Here is a 25,410-nt window from a genome sequence, read left to right as displayed (position 1 = left end):
TGAGTGGCGTTGCTCGGTATACAAACGCCACTCACCTGGAAACGGGACGAGTCAATTGTCTGTCGACCTGACGGCATAGACCTCGTGCAGTTCGGTTCCGGCCAGGCTCGGGTCCTGCCGGGTTCGCGCGGGCAGGCCGTGCAGACGCAACAGTTCGCAGAACTGTGCCAGCCGGTTGTCGCGGTCGTGGACCTCGGCGACGACGGCGCGGATACGTGGCCAGTCTGCTTCCGCGATACCACGCAGGACGTCCAACTCCGCCCGCTCGACGTCGACCTTGAGCAACCCGATCTCGGCCGTTGGACCGTGCTCGGCCAATATTGCCGAAACAGTGGTGATCTCGACGTCTATTTCCTCGCCCTCGTGCAGCCCGTCGGTGATGAGTGCGATTGCCTCGTCGTTCAGGCCGCTGTTACGCAGATAGATCGCGGTTGCCTCGTCGTCGGCTTCGCGGTCGGCGTACAAACCCGAATTCGCCGATGCCCGCGGGTACCAGGTGAACTCGGCAACCCCTGGCGCCGCTCCGACGGCAACCTGCAGTGGCACGCCGTCGGGGACGTAAGTGTCCACATTGCGCTCCAGGCAATCGAACGTCATCGGAGCCGGCTCTGCGGCGATCACCCGGACGCCGGGGCAGGTGTCGGCGAACATCATCGCGCTGAGTCCGATATTCGCGCCGATATCTAGTGCGATGTCCCCCGGTCGCAACCGCGCGGCGGCACGCCGATAGAACCCGTCCGTCGACATCTCGCCCCACAGCATCCGCGCCTCGGCCGGACTCGTGCAGGCCACCGTCCTGCCGTCGTCGAGCCGGAGTTGCTGGAATTGCTGGAGAGTCGTCAGCATTCGTTCATGAACCTTTCGAGGATCGGGCCGATGACGGCCAGTGCGTACGGATGGGTCAACTCGAGATGACGTGCTTCGACGACCGTGTTGTGCAGCTCGCCGGTAATGAAAGGTCGCCACGTCTGCACGACGGCGTCGTGGTCGACGCGGTCTTTTCCTGCGGTGAAGAAGACCAGGTCTCCGTCGAAGACTTCCGGCCGGTAGTCCTGGGCGATGCCGCTCGCGGTCTCGAAGCTCTCCATGACCCGATCGACCTGGTCGGCGGTGAACATCCCGGTCCCGGTGACCTGATCACGGATGACAGCCCACGCCTGCTCGTCGGTGTCGGCTGTCACGTCGGCGCCGAGGTCGAACAGCTCACGCCACCCGCCGAGCAGGTCTGCCATCAGTTCGCCCGGCGCGGCCTCGTCCGCGGTGGTGATCATCGCCTCGGCCAGGGCCTCCGGTGTGCCGACGGCGCTGTCCATCATGGCCAGCGTGCCGACCTGCTCGCCATCGCGCTGGAGCCGCACCGCGATGGCGTGTGCGATCGTCCCGCCCAATGACCAGCCGACCAGGTGATACGGACCGGTGGGCTGTACTCGGCGGATCTCAGCCACATAGCGTTCCGCCAGTTCGGCCACGGACTGCGCACGCGGTTCGCCCGCCACCACGTGGGGATCCTGCAGACCGTAGATCGGCCGGTCCTTGTGCAGATGCTCGACCAGTCCGCCGTAGAACCAGGCCAAACCGCCTGCGGGGTGCACGGCGAATACCGCGCGCTTCGGGCCGTTCGCGCGCAGCGGAAGCAGCACTTGCAGACCGGAGCCGCCCTCGGCGCCGTCTGCCCGGCTCGCGAGCGCCATCGGCGTCGCGTCGTCGAACATCCACGGCAACGCGATCGTCACGCCGCGGGCACGCAACTCGGTCACCACCATCGTCGCCAGCAGCGAATTGCCACCCAGGTCGAAGAACCCGTCCGACGCTCCGACCCGCTGGACGCCCAGAACCTGCGCGTAAACGTCGCAGATCGTCTTCTCCGTGTGGGTCCGCGGCGCGGTGAACGCGCTCGCCGAGTCCTCGAAATCGGGCAGAGGCAGTGCTTTTCGGTCGAGTTTGCCGTTGACCGTCAGCGGCAGCTCGGGCAGGACCACGATCGCCGAGGGCACCATGTAACTCGTCAGGACCTGAGCAGCGGCTTGCCGGACTTCGCCAGGATCAATCCGCTGGCCGTCGACGCCGACGACGTATCCGACCAGCTGATCCACGCCGCGTTCGTGGTGGTGCACCGCGGCCGCGGCCTGCGCGACGTGCGGATGGCGCAGCAGTGCCGACTCCACTTCACCCAGCTCGATCCGGAAACCGCGCAGCTGTACCTGCGCGTCGGCGCGGCCCACGTACAGCAACTCCAGTCCGCTCGCGGACTTCCGCCACCGGCCCACGTCTCCCGATCGGTACAACCGGGTGCCTCGCGGGTCGAACGGGTTCGCCACGAATCGTCCCGCGGTCAGCGCGGGAGCGCCGAGGTAACCACGCGAGAGTTGCCCACCGGCCACATAGATCTCGCCGACGGCTCCGATCGGCACCGGCCGCAACCGGTCGTCGAGGACGTACACCCGCAACCCCGGCAGTGGCGTCCCGATCCCGGCCGACCCGGCCTGCGTGACCTCCGAGAACGTCACATGCACTGTGGTCTCGGTGATCCCGTACATGTTCACCAGTCGCGGCGAGCCCGGCGAGTGCGCGGCGAACCACCCGCTCAACCGCGACGCGTCCAGCGCTTCGCCACCGAAGACGACGTAACGCAAGGCGAGTTCGCCAGCAGGGCAACCGGATTCGCGGTATCGACGCTCCGCCTCGGCGAATCCGTAGAACGCCGAGGGCGTCTGACTCAGGACCGTCACGCGCTCTCGTGCCACGACATCCACGAACGCCTCGGGCGATCTGGAGGTTTCGTAGTCGACGACGACCACCTTGCCACCGGTGAGCAACGCGCCCCAGACTTCCCACACCGCGAAATCGAAGGCGTAAGAATGGAACATCGTCCACACGTCATCGGGACCGACATCGAACCGCTCGGCCGCGTTCGTGAACAACGTGACCGCTTCCCGATGGCTGACCGTCACCCCCTTGGGGCGGCCGGTCGAGCCGGAGGTGTAGATCACATAGGCGACGTTGCCCGGCCGCGCAGCGGACTTCGTTGCCGTGGAACCGCTTGCGGACTCTGCGCAATCCTCCATGAGCACGACAGGTGCCGCGAATTCCGGTACCGCCGCGGCGATCTCGGCCGACGTCAACACCGCCGCAGGGCCCGCGTCATCGAGGATGAACCGCAAGCGCTCCGGCGGGTACGACACATCCAGCGGCAGGTATCCCGCACCGGCTCGCACGACGCCGACCAGACCCACGATCAACTCGATCGAGCGCGGCAACGCCACTGCCACCAGCGCATCCGGTCCCACGCCGTGTCCGGCGAGGCGAGCGGCCACCGCGTCAGCGCGCCGATCCAGCTCCGCATAGGTCAGCCGCGACTGCCCATCGGCCACCGCGACCGCTTCCGGCTGTGCGGCGGCGATGGCGGCGAACAGCTCCGCGAGTGTCGTCTCCGGGACCGCGACGCCATCGTTGCCGGACGCGTCGAGCAGTTCGCGCCGCTGTGCCGGACCCACGAGGTCGATATCGCCGATGGCGATCTCCGGGTTCGCGGTCACCTCTTCCAGAATCCGTACGAACGACTGCGCGAACCGAGTCATCGTCTCTTCGACGAAGAGATCGGTGGCGTAGGTGAGCCGGCCCACGATGCCCTCCGGACGACCCTGGTCACCGAGCCGCTCGACAAGCGCCACGTTCAGATCGGCCTGCGCCGGCTCGAACCCGTTCTCCACCCGCTCGACCGTTAGCCCCGGCAGCTCCAACGCGGCCTTGCTGGAGTTCTGGACGTCGATCGTCACCTGATACAGCGGAAGATGCGCGGTGGACCGTGGCGGATTCACCGCTTCGACCACTTGCTCGAACGGCACGTCCGCGTGCGCGAACGCGGCCAGGTCCGTTTCGCGCGTTGCGGCGAGCAATTCGGTGAACGACTGCCGCGACGACACCCGCGACCGCAATACGAGCGTGTTGACGAACATGCCGATCAGATCGTCGAGTTCGCGTTCCCCGCGGCCTGCCACCGGGGTGCCCACCGCGACATCGTCGACGCCTGCCAGCCTGGACAGCAACACGGTAAACGCGGCGTGCAGGACCATGAACGCCGTCGCGTTCGACTGCCGTGCGATCGCGCCGATCCGGGCCTGCACCGCGGCGGGAATCTCGAAATCCACCGTGCTGCCGCGCATGGACGCCACCGGCGGCCTGGGCAGATCGGTCGGCAGTTCGAGCAGTTCGGGCAGCCCGTCGAGGGTGTCGGTCCAGAAGCGCAACTGCCGGGACATGACCGAGGCCGGATCGTGTTCGTCGCCGAGCACTTCGCGCTGCCACAGTGTGTAGTCCGCGTACTGGACCGGGAGGACCGGCCACATCGGCTCCGTCCCTTGTCTGCTCGCCTGGTAGGCCAGCGCCACGTCCCGCGCGAGCGGCATCATGGACTGTCCGTCGGCGCAGATGTGGTGCACGGCGATCACCAGAACGTGCTCGGTGGCATCGAGTTGGAACAGCTCCATGCGCAGCGGGGGCGCCTGTGTCACGTCGAAGCTCGCCGAGACCGCGGCGACCGCCCGCGGCAGGAGTTGCTCCTCGTCGATCCTGACCGCCGTGAGTGCGGGCACGACCTCGCCGGCAGAGACCGCGACCTGATGCGGTTTTCCGTCGGTCATCGGGAATTTGGTCCGCAGCGACTCGTGCCGGTCGACGACCAGTTCGCACGCGCGCTGCAACGCGTCGAGATCGAGCTCGCCCTTCAGCCGGATCACCAGCGGAATGTTGTACGCGCCGATCGAAGTGTCCAGCTGGTTGAGGAACCACATCCGCTGCTGTGCCAGCGACAAGGGCACCATAGCGGGCCGGGTGCGTGGCCGCAGCTGCGCCCGAGCCCGCCGCTCGAAACTCGCCAGACGTGCGGCGAACTCGGCGACGGTCGATGCTTCGAACAGGTCGCGGACGCTGATGCTCACGCCGAGCGCCGTCCCCAGCTGTGCGGTGACCCGGGTCGCCGACAGCGAGTTGCCGCCGAGGTCGAAGAAGCTGTCGGCCGCTCCGACCCGTTCGACGCCCAGAACAGCGGCGAACACGTCGGCGACGCGTTGCTCGGCCTCGGTCCGCGGCGCGATCCACTCCCGGCCCTCGGAGAATTCCGGTGTGGGAAGCGCCAGCCGATCGAGCTTGCCCGTCCTGGTGAGCGGGAGTTCGCCGAGCACCAGGCAGGCGTCGGGCACCATGTGCGCGGGCAACCGCAGCCGCGCCGCGCTCCTGACCTCGTGCGGATCCACCTCCTCGTCGCCGACGAGGTAGCCGACGAGCCGATCGATACCGCGCTCGTCCTTCCGCAACACGACGACGGCGTGTTCCACGCCGGGATGTCCGGCGAGGACGGTTTCGATTTCACCGAGTTCGATGCGTTGACCGCGAATCTTGACTTGGAAATCACTGCGGCCGAGGTATTCCACGGTGTGCTCGGGTGTCCAGCGGGCGAGATCGCCGGTGCGGTACATGCGCGAGCCCGCCGCGCCGAACGGATTCGCCACGAACGCACCCGCCGTCACCGCGGGCCGGTTCACATACCCGCGGGCCAGTTGCACACCCGCGAGATACAACTCCCCCACCACGCCGACCGGTACCGGCCGCAACCACGCGTCCAACACGACGGCCTCGACGCCGCCGATCGGACCGCCGATCGTGACGACCTCACCGGGGTGCAGCGGTTCACTGATCCCAGCCAAGATGGTGGTTTCGGTCGGCCCGTACCCGTTCAGCAGTTGCCTGCCCGGAGCCCACACGGCGACCGTTTCCGGTGTCACCGCCTCGCCTCCGGCGACCAGCACCCGCAACGAGTCCAGTCCATCGGGCGACATCGTCGCCAGCACGCTCGGTGTGATGAACGCGTGCGAGACGCGCTGCGCCCGAATCAATTCCGCGAACTCCGGGCCGCCGAACAGGTCCGAGGGCGGCAGGACCAGCACAGCGCCGTTCGCATGGGCCAGCAGGACCTCGAGAACCACCACGTCGAACCCCGGAGCAGCCGCTTGCAGTACTCGCGAGCCGTTGGCGACGCCGAACCGATCACGCTGTACCGCAGCGAAATTAGCCAAGCCCTCATGAGTTACCGCGACGCCCTTCGGCATTCCGGTCGACCCCGAGGTGTAGAGAACGTAGGCGGTATCCCGGACGTGCGGAGTCCGTACCCGTTCCGCGTCGGTCACCGCGGTAGACGATCGCGCCGCGATCGGCTTCTGGGTGTCCGGGTCGTCCAGAACCAGTGCCAGGACCGAGTCCGGCAGCAGCTTCCGGGACGACTCGACCGTGAGCGCGACGCGCACCTCGGCGTCCGCCACCATGTGCAGGACGCGCTCGGCCGGATTCCGCGGATCGATCGGGAGGAATGCCGCGCCCGCCTTGGCCACCGCCCACATGCCGACCACGAATTCCACCGACCGGGCCATCGCCAACGCGACCTGATCGCCCGGACCAAAACCCCGGTCGATCAACTCTCGCGCGACACGATTCGACCAGGCGTCCAACTCGACGTAGGACAGCGTGCGCTCACCCGCAACGACGGCTGGCGCAGCAGGATTCACCGTCACACCGGCGGACAGCAACTCCGCCAGCACGCGCGGTGCCTCGGCACGGCCGCCCGAAGCGGGCACCAGATCACGCCGCTCGGCGGCGGACAACAGGTCGACCGTACCCAGCCGCGACCGCGGATCGGACGTGATGGTGCGCAGCACGGTCTCCAAACGCGCGGCCAGCCCCGACGCCGTCCGGTCATCGATGCGGGCCCTCTGGTAGCGGATCCTGACGTGCAACTCGTCGGTTTGGTGCGCCTGAACGGTGATCGGGTAATGCGCTGCGTCGCTTCCGTCCGACGAGACCACGCGCATACCGTCGATATCCGCGTCGCCCAGTCCGCTGCTGTCGACCGGATACGACTCGAAGACGACCAGGGTGTCGAACAGCTGGGCAGTGCCCGCGGCCGCCAGGATGCGGGACAGTTCGACGTCGTGGTGGTCGAGCAGGCGGGTGTTGTCGGCCTGCAACCGGTTCAGCGCGTCCTCGATGGTCCAATCCCGGCGTACCTGCGCTGCGACCGGAATCGTGTTGATGAACAGGCCGATCATCGACTCCACGCCCGGCAGGTCGGCGGGACGGCCCGAGACGGTGCTACCGAACACCACGCGTTCGGTGCCGAGCAGATTGCCCAGGACCGTTGCCCAGGCGAACTGCACCATCGTCGCCATCGTGACCGCTCTTGCCCGAGCGAACTCCACCAGCTCGGCCGTGACGGCGCGATCGAGCACGACCTCCAGGTCGACCGGGATGTCGACCGTCGTATCGGTGCGCGAATCGGCGACCAGCGTCGGTTCGGTGAAGTCGCGCAGCACGTCGCGCCACACCTCGACGCCGGTGGACAACTCACGCCGATCCAGCCACTCCAGATACGTGCGGTACGACGCGGCGGCGGGCAACAGGTCGGTCCGGGCGCCCACGGCGTACAAGCCGATCAGCTCGCGCCACAGCAGCGGCAGCGACCAGCCGTCCAGCAGCAAGTGGTGGGCGGTCAGCACCAGCCGGTAGTCCTGTGGCGCCACCACGATGAGCAGGAACCGCAGCAGCGGCGGATCGGCGGGATCGAATGGAACCGCACGCTCGGCGGCGATCAGCTCGTCCGCCGTCATCGTGCTGCCGGTCAGGTCGACTCTTCGCCACGGCACGGCGGTCGCGGCCGGAACGACCTGCGCGGGAACGCCGTCGGCCGTCCGGACGAAGGCGGCGCGCAGGTTGGTATGCCGCGCGAGCAGCGCCGCCGCCGACCGTTCGAGCCGGTCCTCCTCGACCACACCGGACAGGCCGAGCACCGATTGCGCGGTGTAGACGTCGATTTCGCCTGCCGCGAGTTCGGCGTGGAAGAGCAGTCCTGCCTGGAGCGGCGCCAGTGACCATACGTCGGTCAGCGTTCCGTACCGGTCGGCGAACGCGTCCAGGTCGGACTGCGTGACGTCGACGAGCGGCACGTCGGACCGGGAGAATCCCCAGTCGTCGTCCGCCCGGGCCGCGGCGGCGATCCCGGTGACGGCGTCGACCCACTCGTCGACGAGTTCGGCTACCTCGTCGTGATCGAGCAACCGCGAGGCGAATCCGACGTGCGCCGACAGCTGCGGTCCGGCCGCCGTATCCACGACGTTCACATCGATCGTGACCACCGCTGCCGCGGGCATGTCCGGATCGAACGCGGCACGCCGGTCGAACTGCTCGTCGGTCGGAATCCACGCGAGGTCGGACAGTGACGCGAGATCGACGCCGACGCGGCCCAGATTGTTGAAGCTGATCTGCGGCTCCGGCAGCGCGGAAAGCCGGTCGGCCGTCTCGGTGTTCAGATAACGCAGCAGACCGTAGCCGATCCCCTTGTCGGGGATGTCGCGCAGCTGGTCTTTCACGGACTTCGCCGCCGCGCGCGGGTCCGCCGCCGCGATGCCGTTCAGATCGAGCGCAACCGGGTAGGTGTTGGTGAACCAGCCCACCGTGCGGGACAGGTCTGCTCCTTCGGCGATCTGCTCCGCGCGCCCATGGCCTTCCAACAGGACTTTCATGCCCGCGTGCGCGATACCACGCCGACTGCGCCAGCGCGTCAGCGCCATGGTCAGACCGGCCAGCAGCGCGTCGTCGACGCTGCCGCGGATCGCCGTGGGCACCGCGTCGAGCAACGCCGAGGTCACGTCCGCAGGGAGGGACACCGTCAGATGACGGACGGTCGACTGGGTGTCGACGGCGGGATCCAATGCCGCGCGGCCGAGCAGCGGATCGTCCGCCCCGCTCATCCGCTGCCACAGCTCGAGCTCATCGGCGCGGGCCGCGGCGGCGTCGGCCAACGCGTGCGCCCAGCGCCGCATCGAGGTGCCCGGTGCGGGCAGCTCGACCGCTCGTCCCTGGGTGACCTGCTGCCAGGCAGCCGCGAAATCCGGGATCAAGATCCGCCAGGACACCGCGTCGACAGCCAGGTGGTGGATCACGATGAGAGCGCGGGCATCGGCGTCCGCCCCCGATTCCGGAAGCAGGCACACGACCTGCACCATCCTGCCCTCCGCCGGGTCGAGGCGGGCGGAGGCCTCGGCGAGCGCCGATTCCAGTACAGCGGTGAACGCGTCGGTGCCCGGCGCCTCGTCCGTGCGGAAGGTGCGGGTCAGCACCGAATCAGCGGCGTCGACGGTGCTCGCGGGCAGCACCTCGAGCCGTTGTGCGCGCAGCCGCGAGCGCAGCATGTCGTGCTGATCGAGCACGGCTTGCACGGTCGATGTCACCTCGTCGACGCACGCGTCACCTGGCAAGCGCACCAGCATCGACTGGGCGAATCGCGGTGCAGGCCCGAGCCGCTCGGTGAACCAGGAAACGACGGGGGTGAACGGGATTTCGCCCACGCCGCCGCCGGCCAGTTCCTCGAGCGCGACCCGTTCCGCGGCGCCGGCCACGGCGGCCAGTGCCCGAACCGTCTTGTGCTCGAAGATGTCGCGGGCGGTGACGATGACACCGGCCGACTTCAGCCGCGACGCCAACTGGATCGACAGGATGGAATCACCGCCGAGCGCGAAGAACGAGGTGGTCACCCCCACCGACGCGATGCCGAGCACGTCCGCGAACGCGGCCGCGATCGTACGCTCCAGGTCGGTCTCCGCCGCGACGGCATCGTCTTCCGCGGGCTGGAACACCGGTTCGGGCAGCGCTTTCCGATCCACCTTGCCGGTCGAGGTGATCGGCATGCGGTCGAGCACGGTGGCCGTCGACGGCACCATGTGCGCGGGCAGAGCCGCGGCGACGTGATCGAGCACGGCGCTCGGTTCCACGACCGTTCCCGGTTCCGGCACGATGTACGCGGCCAGCACCGGCTGCCCGCCGGGTCCGCGGCGGCTCACGGTCACCGCGGCGGCCACCCGCGGATGGGTGAGCAGGGCGGCGTCGATCTCGCCGAGTTCGATGCGCTGTCCGCGAATCTTGACCTGGAAGTCGCTGCGGCCGACGTATTCCAGTGCAGACCGCGCGTTCCAGCGGACGATGTCGCCGGTGCGATACATCCGGGAACCGGGCTCACCGTAGGGATTCGCGACGAACGCGGCCGCCGTCGTGGCGCGCCGGTTCAGGTATCCCCGCGCCAGCTGAACACCCGACAGGTACAGCTCTCCCGCGACCCCAATCGGCACCGGACGCAACCGCGCGTCCAGAACAATCGCTTCCGCGCCCCGGATCGGACCGCCGATCGTGATCGGTTCACCAGGCCGCACCGGGTCACTCATCGTGATCACGATCGTGGTCTCGGTCGGACCGTAGATGTTGTGCAGCTGTCGTCCCGGCGCCCAGGCGGCGATCAGGTCCGCGGGCACCATCTCGCCGCCGACCGCCAGCATCCGCACCGACTCCAGACCGGCAGGCGACATTGTCGCCAGCACACTCGGTGTCAGGAACGCGTGCGACACCTGATGCCTGCGGATCAACTCGGCCAGGTCGGGGCCGCCGAACACCTCCGGTGGCGACACGACCAACGACCCGCAGGCGGCATGCGCCATCAACGCTTCCAGCAGGACCGCGTCGAAGGCGGGCGAGGCCACCTGCAGCACCCGCGAGGCGGCGTCCACCCGGTAGCGCTCACGCTGCTCGGCCGCGAAGTTCGCCAACCCCTCGTGCGTGACCACGACGCCCTTCGGCGTTCCAGTCGATCCGGACGTATAGATCACATACGCCGCGTCCTGAACTCGCAGGGCGCGACCACGATCCGCGTCCGTGATCGAGTGGTCGGCTTCAGCGGCGATCTCGTTGGCCGAATGCGGATCGTCGAGCACCAGCCATGCGACGCCGTCCGGCAGCGACGCGCGTGCGGCCGCGAGCGTGATCCCGGCCTCGACACCGGAATCGTGCACCATGTGCGCGATTCGCTCGAGCGGATACCGCAGATCCACTGGGACGAACGTCGCGCCGGTCTTCGCTATCGCCCACATCGCGACGTGGTAGTCGACCGACCGTGGCACGGCCAGCGCGATGCACACTCCCGGCCGCGCACCTCGAGCGAGCAGCTGACGGGCGAGCCGGTTGGCCCGACGGTCGAGTTCCCCGTAGGTGAGCGTCTCGGCCTCGCCGATCAGGGCGACCGCCGAGGGATCGGCCGCCACGGCCGAGGCCAGCAGATCGGGCAGCAAGCAAGGCTGCGCGGCGTCGCCGCCCTTCGCCGGGACCAGTTGCTCGGTCTCCTCGGCACTCAGCAGCCCGATCGCGCCGATCGGGCGGCCCGGATCGGAGGTGACCGCTTCGAGGACGCGGACGAACCTCTGCGCTATCGACGTCGCGGTTGATTCCACGAAAAGGTCGGTGGCATAGATGATTTCGCCATCGATACCAGTGGGTCGAGCGCCATCCACGCGCTCGGTCAGCAACACCATGAGGTCGGCCTTCGCCTGCGCGATACCCGGATCGAGCAGTTCGACTCCGACACCGGGCAGCTCGAACCGGGCCGGGCGGGTGTTCTGCAACCCGAACATCACCTGGTACAGCGGCGAATACGCCGTCGAACGCGGACGGCCGAGGACGTCGACCAGTCGTTCGTAGGGCAGGTCCGCATGCGCGAGGGCTTCCAGGTCGACGTCGCGTACCTCGGCCAGCAATTCGCGGAACGAGCGGTCGTCGTGGACCCGGGTGCGCAACACCACCGTGTTGACGAACATGCCGACCAGATCGTCCAGCTCCGGCCTGCCGCGGCCGGCGACGGGGGTGCCCACCGAGATGTCGTCGCTGTGCGCGGTGCGCGCCAGGAGAATCGCCAATGCCGCGTGCAGCACGACGAACACGGTGACGCCCTCGCGGTGTGCCAGCCGCACGATGTCGTCGTGCAGCCGAGCGGGCAGTTCGAAGCGGACGTTGCCGCCGGCTGTCGAGATGGTGGCGGGCCGCGGCCGGTCCGTCGGCAAGCCGAGCAGTTCCGGCGCGTCGCCGAGGGCCTCGCTCCAGTACCGGATCTGGCGCGCGATCAGCGATGCCGGGTCGTCCTCGGAGCCCAGCATCTCCCGCTGCCACAGCGCGTAATCGGCGTACTGGACGCCCAGCGGTTCACACTGCGGTGCGTGGCCACTCACCCGCGCCTGGTAGGCGGCGAACACGTCGCGGGCCAGCGGCGCCATCGACGAGCCGTCCGCCGCTATGTGATGGACCACGAGCACCAGCACGTGGTCGTCGGCCGCGGTGCGATACAGCCGCGCCCGCACGGGCACCGCATGTGCGATGTCGAATCCCGTCGCGACGGCAGTGTGGATCCGATCGGCCAGTTCCGTTTCGCCACCGACCGGCTCCGGGTCGAGCACCACGTCCGCGGTCATCGCCGCGGCATCCTGCACGACCTGGCACGGTTCGCCGTCGACCGCCGGATACACGGTCCGCAACGGCTCATGCCGGGTCACCACGTAGCGGAACGCCTCCTGCAGTGCGTCGATGTCCAGCGGGCCGGTCAACCTCGCCGCGAAACAGATGTTGTATGCCGCCGAGTCGGTGTCGAGCTGGTTGAGGTACCACATCCGTCGCTGCGCTGCCGCCAGCGGGATGGCCGCAGGCCGTGGCCGTGGGGTGAGCGGCAGGACCGCGGAATGGGTTCGCGTCGCGATCCGTTCGGCCAGTCCGGCGATCGTCGGTGCGTCGAAAATGTCACGGATTCCGACGCTGACGCCGAGGGCTGCCTGGGCACGCGCCGCGAGCTGCGCCGCGGAGAGCGAATTGACACCGATTTTGAAGACATTCGCGGTAACGCTCACGCGATCGGCGCCGGTGAGCTCCGCGACCAGACGCGCGAGCACCGCCTCCCGCTCGGTTCGCGACGGCACGAACTCCTCGCCGCTGTCGAACACCGGCTGTGGCAGTGCCGCGCGGTCGAGCTTGCCGTTCGCGTTCAGCGGCATGGCATCGAGCACGTGGACGCCATCGGGAACCAGATAGGGCGGCAGCGTGTGGGTGAGCTGCTCGTGTATCGCGCGGCCATCGATCACCGCGCCCGGCCGCAGCGTCACGTAGCCGACGATCCGTTCCGCCGTCGCGATCGCCACCGCGCGCGCGACCTGCGGAATCGCATGCAGTGCGGCTTCGATGTCACCCGGTTCCACCCGCTGGCCGCGCACTTTCACCTGGAAGTCGCTGCGGCCCAGGTACTCCAGCTCGCCGGCCGCGCGCCAGCGGACCAGGTCGCCGGTGCGGTAGAGGCGCTCGCCCTCGGCGCCGAACGGGTGCGCGACGAAGGCGCCGCAGGTGAGGTCGGCACGCGCGTGGTAACCGCGCGCCAACTGGACGCCCGAAACGTACAGCTCACCGACGACACCGACCGGCACCGGACGCAACCGCGAGTCGAGGACGTACACCTTCATCCCGGACGCCGGTGCACCGATCGGAACCGTCGTGGTTGTCGCGCCGGGCTCGCACCGCTGAGCCGTGACGACCTCCGCTTCCGCCGGTCCGTACCAGTTCACCAGGTCCGCGTTCCCGAACACTCGCGCGGCGGCGTCGACCGTCCGCTGCGCCAGCGCCTCACCCGCGACGAATATCCGCCGCACCGACGACAGCCGGGCGGCGATGGACTCGAGGAGAACGTCGAGCATCGACGGGACGAAGTGCACCGTGGTGATCTGGTGACGCGCGATGACGTCGGCCAGATACGCCGGATCCCGATGCCCGCCGGGCTCGGCGACGACGATGTTCGCGCCGGTCTGCAACGGCCAGAACAATTCCCACACGGCGATGTCGAACGTGATCGGAGTCTTGTGCAGCACCGTGTCGGAGGCGTCGTGCGGCCACTGCTGCTGCGCCCACGCCAACTGGCTCATAGTCGCGGCGTGGGTCAGCGCGACGCCCTTCGGAACGCCGGTGGAGCCGGAGGTGAACAGCACGTAGGCGACGTTGTCCGGCCGCAGCGGCGCACGCCGCTCCGCGTCCGCGATCGGTCCATCGGGCAGCGCGGCGACGTCCAGCTGATCGATCGCAACCGACGCGCAGGTATCGGGCAGAGCCTCGCCATCGGCGGATGTGGTGAGCACCAGCAGCGGCTGTGCCGTGTTCAGTACGTTCGCGATCCGTGCGCTCGGGTGATCCGGGTCGATGGGCAGGAACGCGGCTCCCGCTTTCACCACCGCGTACACCGCTGTGATCAGCTCGGCTGACCTTTGGATGGCCACGGCCACAATAGTTTCCGGTCCGGCGCCACGCGCGATGAGCCATCGGGCCAGACGATTGACCTGCGCGTCGAAGTCCCGGTAGGTCACCGCGCTTCCGCCGGGAAGGCAGAACGCCGGACTGTCCGGAGTGCGCGCGACCTGTTCGTCGAACGCGTCCACGAGCGTCCGGCCGGGTGCGGCGGAGCCTCCGGTGTCATTCCATCGCTCCAGCACCTGGTGACGCTCGGCATCATCGAGCAGGTCGATCGCACCGATGGCCGACTCGGCATCGGTCGCGGCGGCGTCCAGGACGCGGATGAATCGCTCGGCGAAGCGCCGCACGGAGTCCTCGTCGAAGAGGTCCGTGGCGTAGGTCAGGCGCAATGTCATGCCGGTCGGCTCGTTGTGCGTGCCGTGGCCTTCGGTCAGCATGAGCAGCAGGTCGTAGATCGCGGCACGTTCGCCGGGGTCCACGCTCTCGACGGTGAGATCCGGAAGTTCGACGCGCGCCTGCGCCATGTTCTGGTAGGCGAGCAGCACCTGGAACAACGGCGTGTGCGCGGTCGACCGCGCCGGGTTCAGCGCGTCCACCAATTGCTCGAACGGAACGGTGGCGTGGTCGAAGGCCTCGATGTCGGTGCGCCGCACCTGATCCAGCAGGCTCAGGAAGTTCTGGTCGAGGGTGATCCGGGTGCGCATCACCAAGGTGTTGACGAACATTCCGACCAGGTTGTCCAGCGACCGGTCGCCCCGGCCCGCGTGCGGCACGCCGATGGTGACGTCATCGCTGCCGGACAGGCGCGACAGCAACACCGCCAGCGCCGTGTGCACCACCATGAACGGGGTAGCTCCGGCTCGGCGCGCCAGCGCCTCGACCCGGCCCTGCAGCTCACCGGGGATCGCCACATGGATCACCGCGCCGCGCTGAGTCTGCTCGACCGGCCGCGGACGGTCGGTCGGCAACTCGAGCAGGTCCGGTATCCCGGCGAGTTGGTTTCGCCAATAGGCGATGTCGCGGGCGACGTACGAAGCCGGGTCGTCCGCCGAGCCGAGCACCTCGCGCTGCCAGAGGGCGTAATCGGCGAATTGCACGGCAAGCGGCGCCCAGTCCGGCGCGTTTCCGCCCGACCGCGCCCGATAGGCCGTCACCAGGTCCGCCGCCAGGGGCGCTACCGAAAAGCCGTCGCAGCTGATGTGATGCGCGGCCAACGCGACCGTCCACGCCTCGTCCGACAGCTGGTACAGCGCTATGCGTACCGGCACGCTCTTCGCTACGTCGAAACCGACGCTGGAGAACTCCGCCAGCAGCCGGGACAGCTCTCGCTCACCGACCGGCTGCGGCGTCAGATCGAAGATGGCGAGGACATCGGCCGCGTCCAGCACCACCTGGGCCGGCGTGCCGTCGACGGCCGGATACACCGTCCGCAGGCTCTCGTGCCGCTCGACGACATCGCCGATGGCCGCAGTCAGTGCCGCCAGGTCGAGTACGCCTTCGAGGCGAATCGCCAGCGGCACGATGTATCCCGGCGCGTCCGGATCGAATTGGTTGAGGAACCACATCCGGGTTTGCGCGTGCGACAGCGGAATCCGATCCGGGCGCTGTTTCCGGACCGGCGCGGGAAGGCTCGGCACCGCGCGCAGTCGTGCGATGCGCTCGGCGAGGTCGGCGACGGTCGGCGCCTCGAAGATGACGCGGACCGGGATGGACACGTCGACGACCTCGCCGATGCGGCTCAGCGCGCGAGTCGCGATGAGCGAATTGCCGCCCAGGTCGAAGAAGTTGTCATCGGCGCCGATTTCCGGCCGGTCGAACAGTTCGCCGAAGACCGCCGCAATGGTCTGCTCGACGAGCCCTCGCGGAGCGCGGTACTCGGTCTGGTCATCGCTCGGGTCCGGTGCCGGCAGCGTCCGATAGTCGACCTTGCCGTTCGCGGTGAGCGGGATCGAATCGATCCGGATCACCGATGACGGCACCATGTAGGCGGGGAGCCGGTCCAGCAAGAAAGCCCGGACCTGCTTGGGGTCCAATGTCTCTGCAGCGACCACATAGGCCACCAGCCGCTCATCGCGACCGTCGGCGCGTACCTGCGCGACGGCCGTGCTCACCTGTTCGTGCGCGATGAGCGCTGCCTCGATGTCGCCCAGTTCGATCCGCAGGCCCCGGACCTTCACTTGGGTGTCGGCGCGGCCGACATAGCGCAGGCTGCCACTCTCGTCCCAGCGGACCAGGTCGCCGGTGCGGTACAGGCGGGAACCGGTCGCGTCGCCGAAGGGGTCCGCGACGAACGTCGCCGCCGTCAGACCGGGGCGGTCGTGGTAGCCGCGGGCCAACTGAACACCGCCCAGGTACAGCTCGCCGGTCACGCCGATCGGAACCGGATGCAGCCGCGAGTCCAGCACGTGCACGACCACGTTCGCCTCGGGCACACCGATGGGCACCGCGACGCCGTCGACCGCGTCGATGCGGTGGGCGGTCACGCTGACCGCGGCCTCGGTCGGTCCGTACAAGTTGTCGATGCGAGCGGCGCTGAGATCCTTGAAGCGCCGGACGGTCTCGGCCGGCAGTGCCTCACCGATACACAGCACCCGCCGCAGCCCCGGGAACTCGTGCGCAGCGGCCACCTCGAGGAAAGCCGACAGCAGGGACGGCACGAAATCAACGGTCGTCACGCCGTGTTCGGCCACCAGCCTGGCCACGACGCGTGGGTCGCGCTGCGCGTCCGGTCCCGCGACAACCAGCGTCGCGCCGCAGGTCAACGCGGAGAACAGCTCCCAGACCGACAGGTCGAAGGTGACCGGCGTGCGCAGCAGCATGATGTCGTCGCCGCCGAGCCGGTAGTGTTCCCGCATCCACCGGAGCTGATTCACGACCGCGGCATGCGGCACCGCAACACCCTTCGGCTCGCCCGTCGAGCCGGAGGTGTAGATAACGTACGCCAGATCAGCCGGATGCAGCGGCCGGGTCCGGTCGGCATCCGTCACCGGCGACGCGTCGGCGCGCTCGGCCGCGAGTCCCTCGAGCCCCCATACCGGCACGTCGTCGGGCAGACTCGCCCGGTCGGCCGGACGGGTGAGGACCGCCCTCGGCCGCGCGGCGGCGAGGACCGCGCGCACACGCTCGACCGGATGATCCGTATCCAGCGGCAGGTAGGCCGCGCCCGCCGCATGGATCGCATACAGCGTGACCAGCAGGTCGACCGAGCGATGCATCGCGACGGCCACCACGGTGTCCGGGCCGACACCGCGTCCGATCAAGGCTCGGGCCAGGGAGTTCACCCGGGCCGCGAACTCGTGGTAGCTGAGGCGAGCGCCGCCTTCGGCGTCGAGCACCGCCGTGCTGTCCGGCGTGGCTGCCGCCTGCGCGGTGAACAGGTCCGCGATCGTCATCGCCGGCGCTTGTGTGGTCCCGCCGGTCGAGTAGCGGGCCAGCTCACGGGCTTCGGCTGGGGTCAGCAAGTCGATGTCGCCGACGGCGCGGGCGGGGTCCTCGACCACCGCACGCAGCAGCAGCAGGTAGCGCTCGAACATCGATGTGATCGTCGCTTCGTCGAACAAGTCTGTCGCGTAACCGAATTCGACCGCCATCTCGCCCGGTTCACCGTCCGGCGCCAAGGCGTCGACGAGATTGAGATGCACGTCGTATTTGGCCACACTCGGATCGACCATTTGGGTCGACACGGTCAAGCCCTCGAACTCGACGGTGGGAATCTCGATGTTCTGGAAGGAGAATCCGACCTGCGTCAACGGCGCGTGCGCCGTCGTGCGCGGCGGATTCAGCACCTCGACCAGGCGCTCGAACGGGATGTCGGCGTTCTCGAACGCGGCCAGGTCGGTGGCCCGGACCTGATCCAGGATCCGGAGGAAGGACGCGCCTGGCTCGATCTGGGTCCGCAACACCAGCGTGTTGACGAACATGCCGACCAAGCCGTCGAGTCCGGGCTCGCCGCGACCGGCGATCGGCGTGCCGACCGCGATGTCACCGGTTCCGGACAGGCGCGCCAGCAGCGCCGCGTACGCCGCGTGCATCACCATGAAGACGGTGGCGTCATGGCGGCGGGCCAGCGCGACGACCGCGCGATGGAGTTCGGCGGGCAGGGTCGTCGACACGGTCGCGCCGCGGAACGACTGCTTCGCCGGCCGCGGACGGTCGGTGGGCAGGTCGAGCACCTCGGGCAGATCGGCGAGCGCGCCGAGCCAATACTCGGTCTGGGCGACGGTCGGACTGTCCGGGTCGTCCTCGCTGCCGAGCAACTTCCGTTGCCACAAGGTGTAATCCGCGTACTGAACGGGCAGCGGCGCCCACTGCGGCGCCTGCTGCCGCACGCGGGCCTTGTACGCGGTCATCAGGTCCGCGGCGAGCGGCGCGAGCGACGACCCGTCGAAACTGATGTGATGGACGACGAGTACCAGCGTGTGCTCGTCGGGTGCGCTGCGCAGCAACGCGATGCGGATCGGGACCTCGGACGTGACGTCGAATCCGGTCGTCACCGCAGCGGCGATGCGCGCCTCGATCTCGGCCGGTGCCACCGGCACCGGCGTCAACGGGGACAGCGCCGTCTCCAGCGAAACGATCACCTGGTGCGGTCCGCTGTCGCTGTCCGGGTAGACGGTGCGGAGTGCCTCGTGGCGTTCCAGCACATCCGCGATCGTGGCGTGCATGGCGGCCACGTCGAGATCGCCCGACATCCGGACGACCAGCGGAATGTTGTACACCGCGGAGGTCGTGTCGAATTGGTTGAGGAACCACATCCGAGCCTGAGCGGGCGAGAGCGGAATCCGGTCCGGCCGCTCCTGTGGGACGAGCGGTTCCCGTCCCGCCGCCTCAGCCGTGCGCAGGCGGTCCGCCAGTGCCCCGACGGTCGGCGTCTCGAAGATCGCGCGCAGCGGTACCTCGACGCCGAACGCGCTGCTCAGCCGCGCCGCCGCCCGGGTGGCCGACAGCGAGTTGCCGCCGAGATCGAAGAAGCTGTCCAGGACGCCGACGCGATCGATGCCGAGGACTTCCGCGCAGATATCGGCGACGATCTGCTCGGCCGCGTTGCGTGGCGCGACGAACTCGGTGGCCGGAGCGAACTCGGGTTCGGGCAACGCTCGTCGATCCACCTTGCCCACCGACGACAGCGGGAGCGTGTCGAGCACCATCACCGTGTCCGGGACCATGTGGGACGGCAATCGTTGCGCGGCGTATTTCAGCAGCTTCGCCGGGTCGACGGCGCCGTCAGCGGGCACCACGTAGGCGGCCAGGCGCGATCCGCCGTCCGTGCTGACGCCCACCGCCACCGCCGTCGCCACCGTGGGATGTCCGGCGAGGACGGCTTCGATTTCGCCGAGCTCGATCCGCTGCCCGCGGATCTTCACCTGGAAATCCGTGCGACCCAAGTACTCCAGGGTGTGGTCGGCGGTCCAGCGCGCCAAGTCGCCGGTGCCGTACATGCGTGTACCGGCCGGACCGTAGGGGTTGGCGACAAATGTGCCGGCCGTGGCGGCAGGGCGGTTGAGGTAGCCACGGGACAGCTGCACGCCCGAGACGTACAACTGGCCGGTCACACCGACCGGGACGGGCCGCAGCCGGGCATCCAGCACCACCGCGTCGACGCCGCGGATCGGGCCGCCGATCGTGACCGGGTCGCCGACACACAACGGATCACTGATGGCGACCATGATCGTGGTCTCGGTGGGCCCGTACCCGTTGTGCAGCCGCCGTCCCGGCGCCCACACCGCCACGGTCTCGGCCGAAACCACCTCGCCGCCCGCCACCAGGACCTGCAAGGAATCCAACCCGGCGGGCGACATCGTCGCCAGCACGCTCGGTGTCACAAACGCATGCGATACTTGCTGCGCCCGAATCAAAGCCGCCAACTCCGTGCCGGCGAACACCTCCGGCGGCGACACCACCAGCACCGCACCGTTCGCATGGGCCATCAGCAATTCGAGCATCACGGCGTCGAAGCCCGGTGCCGCCACCTGCAATACCCGCGACCGGCGATCGACCCGATACCGTTCTTGCTGCTCGACCGCGAAGTTCGCCAGGCCCTCGTGGGTGACCGCCACGCCCTTCGGCGTGCCCGTCGACCCCGAGGTGTACAACACGTACGCCGTATCGAGGATGCGGCAGGGCCGCAGGCGATCCGCGTCGGTCACCGCGGCCGAGGACTGCGCCGCGATGAAAGCGTCCACCGCCGGGTCATCGAGGGTCAGCTGCCGCACGTGCCCGGGCAGCAGGGAGCGGGCGGCGTCGACCGTGATCGCGACCTCCACGTTGGAGTCGGCGACCATATGCGCCACCCGCTCGCTCGGGTACCTCGGGTCGACCGGCACGAACGCGGCGCCGGCCTTGGCCACCGACCACACGCCGACCACGAACTCCACCGACCGCCCCATCGCCAGCGCGACCTGATCCCCCGGACCCACTCCCCAGTCGATCAGCACCCGTGCGACACGATTCGACCAGTCGTCCAACTCCCCGTACGACACCACACGCTCCCCCGAGACGACCGCGGGCGCGTTCCGATCCCCTACCGAGAACACCTCCGCCAGCACCCGCGGATCCTCCGCACGCCCACCCGACGCCGGGACCAACCCCAGTCGCTCCATCCCCGACAGCAGATCCACATCCCCCACTCGCGCCCGCGGATTCGACACGAACGTCTCGAGCGCCCGATTCAACCGCGCGGCCAGCTCCTCGACCGTTTCCCGATCGAACAGATCGGTGGCGTAGTTGATCCGCAGTGCGACATCGCCACCGCCGGAGGTGTTCTCCGCGACCGTGACGATGATGTCCACCTTCGCCGGTTCGGCCCCCGGATCGAGCAGTTCGACCGTGAGCTCGGACAGTTCCAAACTCGCGCGATCCATGTTCTCGAAGGCGAGATACACCTGGCACAGCGGCGCGTAGGCCATCGACCGCTTCGGGTGCAGTTCCTCCACGACGCGCTCGTAGGGCAGGTCGCTGTTGGCGAAAGCATCGACATCGGTGTCTTTGACTCGCGCCAAGAACGCGATGAACTGTTCATCGGAACGCACTTCGGTGCGCAGCGGCACGGTGTTGACGAACATGCCGACCAGCGGCTCGAGCGCCCGCTCGCCACGACCCGCGACCGGGCTTCCGATGGTGATGTCCGCCGAACCCGACAGCCGGGCCAGCAGCACGGCCAGCGCGGCATGGACGACCATGAAGGTGGTGACGCCGGCCATGCGGGCCAACCGCTCGATTCCGGCGAAGGTCTCGGCCGGGATCACGGTGTCCGCGATGTCGCCGAGCATGGATTGGCGGGCCGGGCGCGGGCGATCCGCGGGCAGCTCCAGCACCGGCGGCATGCCCGCGAGTTGCTCTGTCCAGTAACGCAACTGGCGTGACGCGAGCGAATCCGGGTCGCCCGCGTCGCCCAGCAGGCGGCGATGCCAGATGCTGTAGTCGGCGTACTGCACGGTCAAGGGCTGCCAGTCCGGTGTCTTGCCTTCCGCCCTCGCCTCGTAGGCGGTCGCGACGTCGGCCGCGAGTGGACGCAGCGACGACCCATCGCAGCAGATGTGGTGCAGGACCACGACGAGCACATGCCGTCGCCGGTCGGCGGTCGCCAGCAGCGCGACCCGGATCGGCGGGCGTCCACGCAAGTCCGTCCCGTTCGAGGACAGCTCGCGGATCCGGTGCGCGATGTCGTCGGGGTCGGTCGGCTGCGGGGTCAGATCGAGTTCGGCGACGACCTGTTCCGCCGGCACGATGACCTGTGTCCCCGTACCGTCCACGGCGGGGTAGCAGGTGCGCAGCGACTCGTGCCGATCGATGACGTCCGTGAGCGCCGCGCGCAGCGCCTCGGCGTTGAGACGTCCGGACAGCTGCACCACGAGGGGAATGTTGTAGGCCGCCGAGTCCGGGTCGGCCTGGTTGACCAGCCACATCCGGTTCTGCGCCGGTGCCAGCGGGATGGGTTCGGGTCTCGGCGCCGCTGTCAGCACGGGCCGGTCGGAGCGGTGCCCGTCTTCGATGTGCGCGGCGAGTTCGGCCACCGTCGGCTTGGTGAACAGGTCACGCACCGACACGTCGCACCGGGTGACCTCCGCGATGCGCACGGCGGCGCTGGTGGCGGTGATCGAATTGCCGCCGAGCTCGAAGAAGCTGTCCAGCACGCCGACCCGCTCCGTGCCGAGAACCTCGGCGAACACGTCGGCGATCGACTCCTCGACCACCGTGCGCGGCGCGACATACGCCGCGGCGGAATCGAACACCGGCTCGGGCAGCGCCCGGTAGTCCATTTTGCCGTTGACCGTCAGCGGTACCGCGTCGATCACGACGATGCTCGCCGGCACCATGTATTCCGGCAGCATTGCACCGACGTGTGCGCGCAGGACGTCGGGCGCGCACGTGGCGTCGCCGGTCGGCACGACGTATCCGACGAGCCGGGCTGCTTCGGTGCCCGGGAGATGGACGACCACCACCGCCGCCGAGACAGTGCTGTGCGTCAGCAGCGCGTTGCGGATCTCGTCCAGCTCGATCCGGAACCCGCGCAACTGCACCTGCTGGTCGGCCCGGCCGCGATATTCCAACTCGCCCTGGTGATTCCAGCGCGCAACGTCTCCACTGCGATAGAGACGCTCGCCCGACGTGCCGAACGGATTGGCGACGAACCGTCCCGCGGAGAGCGCCGGACGGTTGAGATAGCCGCGAGCGAGTTGGTCTCCCGCGACATAGATCTCGCCCCAAGCGCCCAGCGGGCACGGACGCAAGCGGTCATCCAGGACATATGTCCGCAAACCCGGCAGTGCCGGACCGACCGTGCTGGGCGCGCCCGGCACCGCGACGTCCGGGGTGAGATCGGTGTAGGTGACGAAGACCGTCGTTTCGGTGATCCCGTAGCTGTTGGCCAGCACGGGGAGATTCGGATTGTGCTCGTACCAGTCGGCCAGCCCGGCCGGGTTGAGCGCCTCACCGGACAGAATGACCAATCGGAGGGCGAGTTCCCCCTCCGGCGCACCGGCATGCGCATACCGTTGGTGGGCCGCCGCGAACTGGTAGAACGCCGACGGCGTCTGGCTGAAGACGGTCACCTTCTCGCGTGCCGCAAGCCGCACGACCTCGTCGGGCGAACGCGTGGTGAGGCTGTCCACCACGACGACGCGGCCGCCGGTGACCAACGCGCCGAAGATCTCCCAGACCGAGTAGTCGAAGGCGAACGAGTGGAACAACGTCCACACGTCCTCGGAGCGAATTCCGATCTCGGCACAGGAGTTCACCAAGTAGGTAGCGACGGCGCGATGGGTGATCGACACGCCCTTCGGACGACCGGTCGATCCGGACGTGTAGATGACATAGGCGAGGTGGCCGGGACGCAGCGGGCTCCGCCGATCGGCATCGGTGACCGCATCCGCGGCGTCGTCGTCTCCGGTAGCGGGAACGTCGTCGAACAGCACCACGCGGCCGGGGTCGCCGGGCACCTGCGCACGCATGCTCCGGGTCGTGACCACGGCGATCGGACCGGCGTCGTTCAGCACGTATTCGAGCCGGTCGGCCGGGTGGGCCACATCCAGCGGAAGATAGCCGGCTCCCGATTTCAGCACGCCCAGCACGGCGACGATCAGATCCGCGTCGCGTGGCATCGCGATGGCGACCAGCGATTCCGGCCCCGCGCCGAGAGCTATGAGCCTGCGGGCGAATCGGTTCGACCGCTCGTCCAGTTCGCGGTAGGTGAGGGTGGTCGCGCCCGACGTGACGGCCACCGCGGACGGTGTGGCGGCCGCCTGTCGCGTGAGCAGATCGACCAATGTCGCAGAAGGGGATTCGCCGTCGCGACCCGCGAGTTCCTCGACGATCCGCAGTTCCTCGGCCGGGCCGACAAGCTGGATGTCGGCGATGCGCGTGTCCCGCGGCGACTCCATCAGCCGGGACAGGAAGTCGATGAACCGGTCCGCGTGCGATTCGAGTTCGCCCTGTCCGTACAGGTTCGCGTTTCCGTGCAGCTCGATCAGCAGCGGCGCGTCCGCACCGGAGCGGTACAGGTTCAGCTGCAAGTCGTCGAGCACGCCGGAGGTCAGCGCGCGGTATCGTCCGGCAGCTGAGCCGAGGCGGATCTCCGAGTCGAAGAACAGGATGTTGACGATCGGACCGAACGAGTTCGCGGACGCGTCCAGCGCGTTGGAGTCGCGGCGCAGATCTTCGAACCGGTACAGCTGGTGCCGCATGGCCGAGACGAGCTCCGACACCGACGCGCGGACCACCTCTTCCACAGTGGTCGTCGCGCCGATGGCGAATCGAATCGGCACCATGTTCGCCAGCATCGCGGCGGCATTGCGCAGTCGCTTAGTCACGCGCGCGCTCACCGGCATCGACAGCACGACGTCGTCGGTCCCGGTCATCCGGGAGAGAAACGCGGCAAACGCGGCGATCACCACCTGGGCGGCCGAGGCATCCATCTCGTCGGCGAATCGATCGAGCATGTCGGACAACTGCGACGGAAGCTGCAAGCCTGCAACGCGGTCGACTTTGCTCGACCGCGCGGTGCGGCCGGACAGGCTCACCGGCGACGGAATATCCGCGACCTTGTCGAGCCAGTACGCTTTGTCGGACTCGAACCGGGGGCTGGCGCGATACGTGCGCTCCGCCTCGATGATGTCGCGCAAGCTCGCCGCGACCAAGCGCGTCGGCGGCCTGCCCTCGATCAGGGCATTGTAGTGCTCGGCGATACGGGTGACGATGTTGAAGGCGCCATAGCCGTCGATCACCAGATGGTGGGCGCGTCCGTACCAGAAGTAATGGTCTTCGCCGACCTTGATCAGCCGCGTCTCGGTGAGCCGGTCCCGGCTCAGGTCGACCGCCTTGGTGTTGTAGTCCCGGCGCATCCATTCCATCGCCGTCGCGACCGGATCGTCCGCATCACTGACATCCAGAACAGGATCGTCGTAGCCGATGCTGCGGTCGACGAATTGGTATGGCCGACCGTCGGATTCGACCACCCGCACCACGAGGGACTCGGTTTCGTGCCCGGCGTCGTACACGGCCCGGGCGAACGCGTCGATATCTACCGGACCCCGGACCTCGACATAGTGTGCGATGTTGACAGCCGGTCCGCCGGGCATGTGGTCGGCGAGCCACATGCCGTACTGCGCCCTCGAGAGTGGAATCAGTCCCAGATCGCCGTCGGCGGTTCCGTCTGACTTCGAATTCATCGCATGACCCCTATTCATACCCGGACGCGCGCGAGCGCAGCGGAAGCACGTCGGCTCGCCGCATCCGAAATCTGCCTTGTATATGCGCTTTGTCTACTTCGAAACG

Annotated in this window: 2 protein-coding genes; both read right to left on the bottom strand. The window is 68.5% G+C overall.

The genetic code is table 11. From position 1 onward, the window contains the following. Nucleotides 1-51 precede the first annotated feature (51 nt). Complete coding sequence (locus tag IU459_RS31035) at nt 52-846, bottom strand: FkbM family methyltransferase (protein WP_195133153.1); 795 nt, start codon at nt 844-846, stop codon at nt 52-54. Further along, the gene (locus IU459_RS31030; RefSeq protein ID WP_195133152.1) at nt 840-25,304 is read right to left on the bottom strand and encodes a non-ribosomal peptide synthetase; all 24,465 of its coding nucleotides are present in this window, start codon (nt 25,302-25,304) and stop codon (nt 840-842) included. The genes IU459_RS31035 and IU459_RS31030 overlap by 7 nt, the downstream gene beginning before the upstream one ends. Between the last annotated feature and the right edge of the window lie 106 nt (nt 25,305-25,410).

This window comes from Nocardia amamiensis (assembly GCF_015477605.1).
In the GTDB taxonomy this organism is placed as follows: Bacteria; Actinomycetota; Actinomycetes; order Mycobacteriales; family Mycobacteriaceae; genus Nocardia; species Nocardia amamiensis_A.
Note: the sequence above shows the minus strand (reverse complement) of the source record. Positions and strands in the feature narration are given on the sequence as shown.

What these genes read in the sequence shown, in the direction of transcription:
- IU459_RS31035 (WP_195133153.1), bottom strand. Translation starts at nt 846, where the DNA reads ATGCTGACGACTCTCCAGCAATTCCAGCAACTCCGGCTCGACGACGGC.
- IU459_RS31030 (WP_195133152.1), bottom strand. Translation starts at nt 25,304, where the DNA reads ATGAATTCGAAGTCAGACGGAACCGCCGACGGCGATCTGGGACTGATT.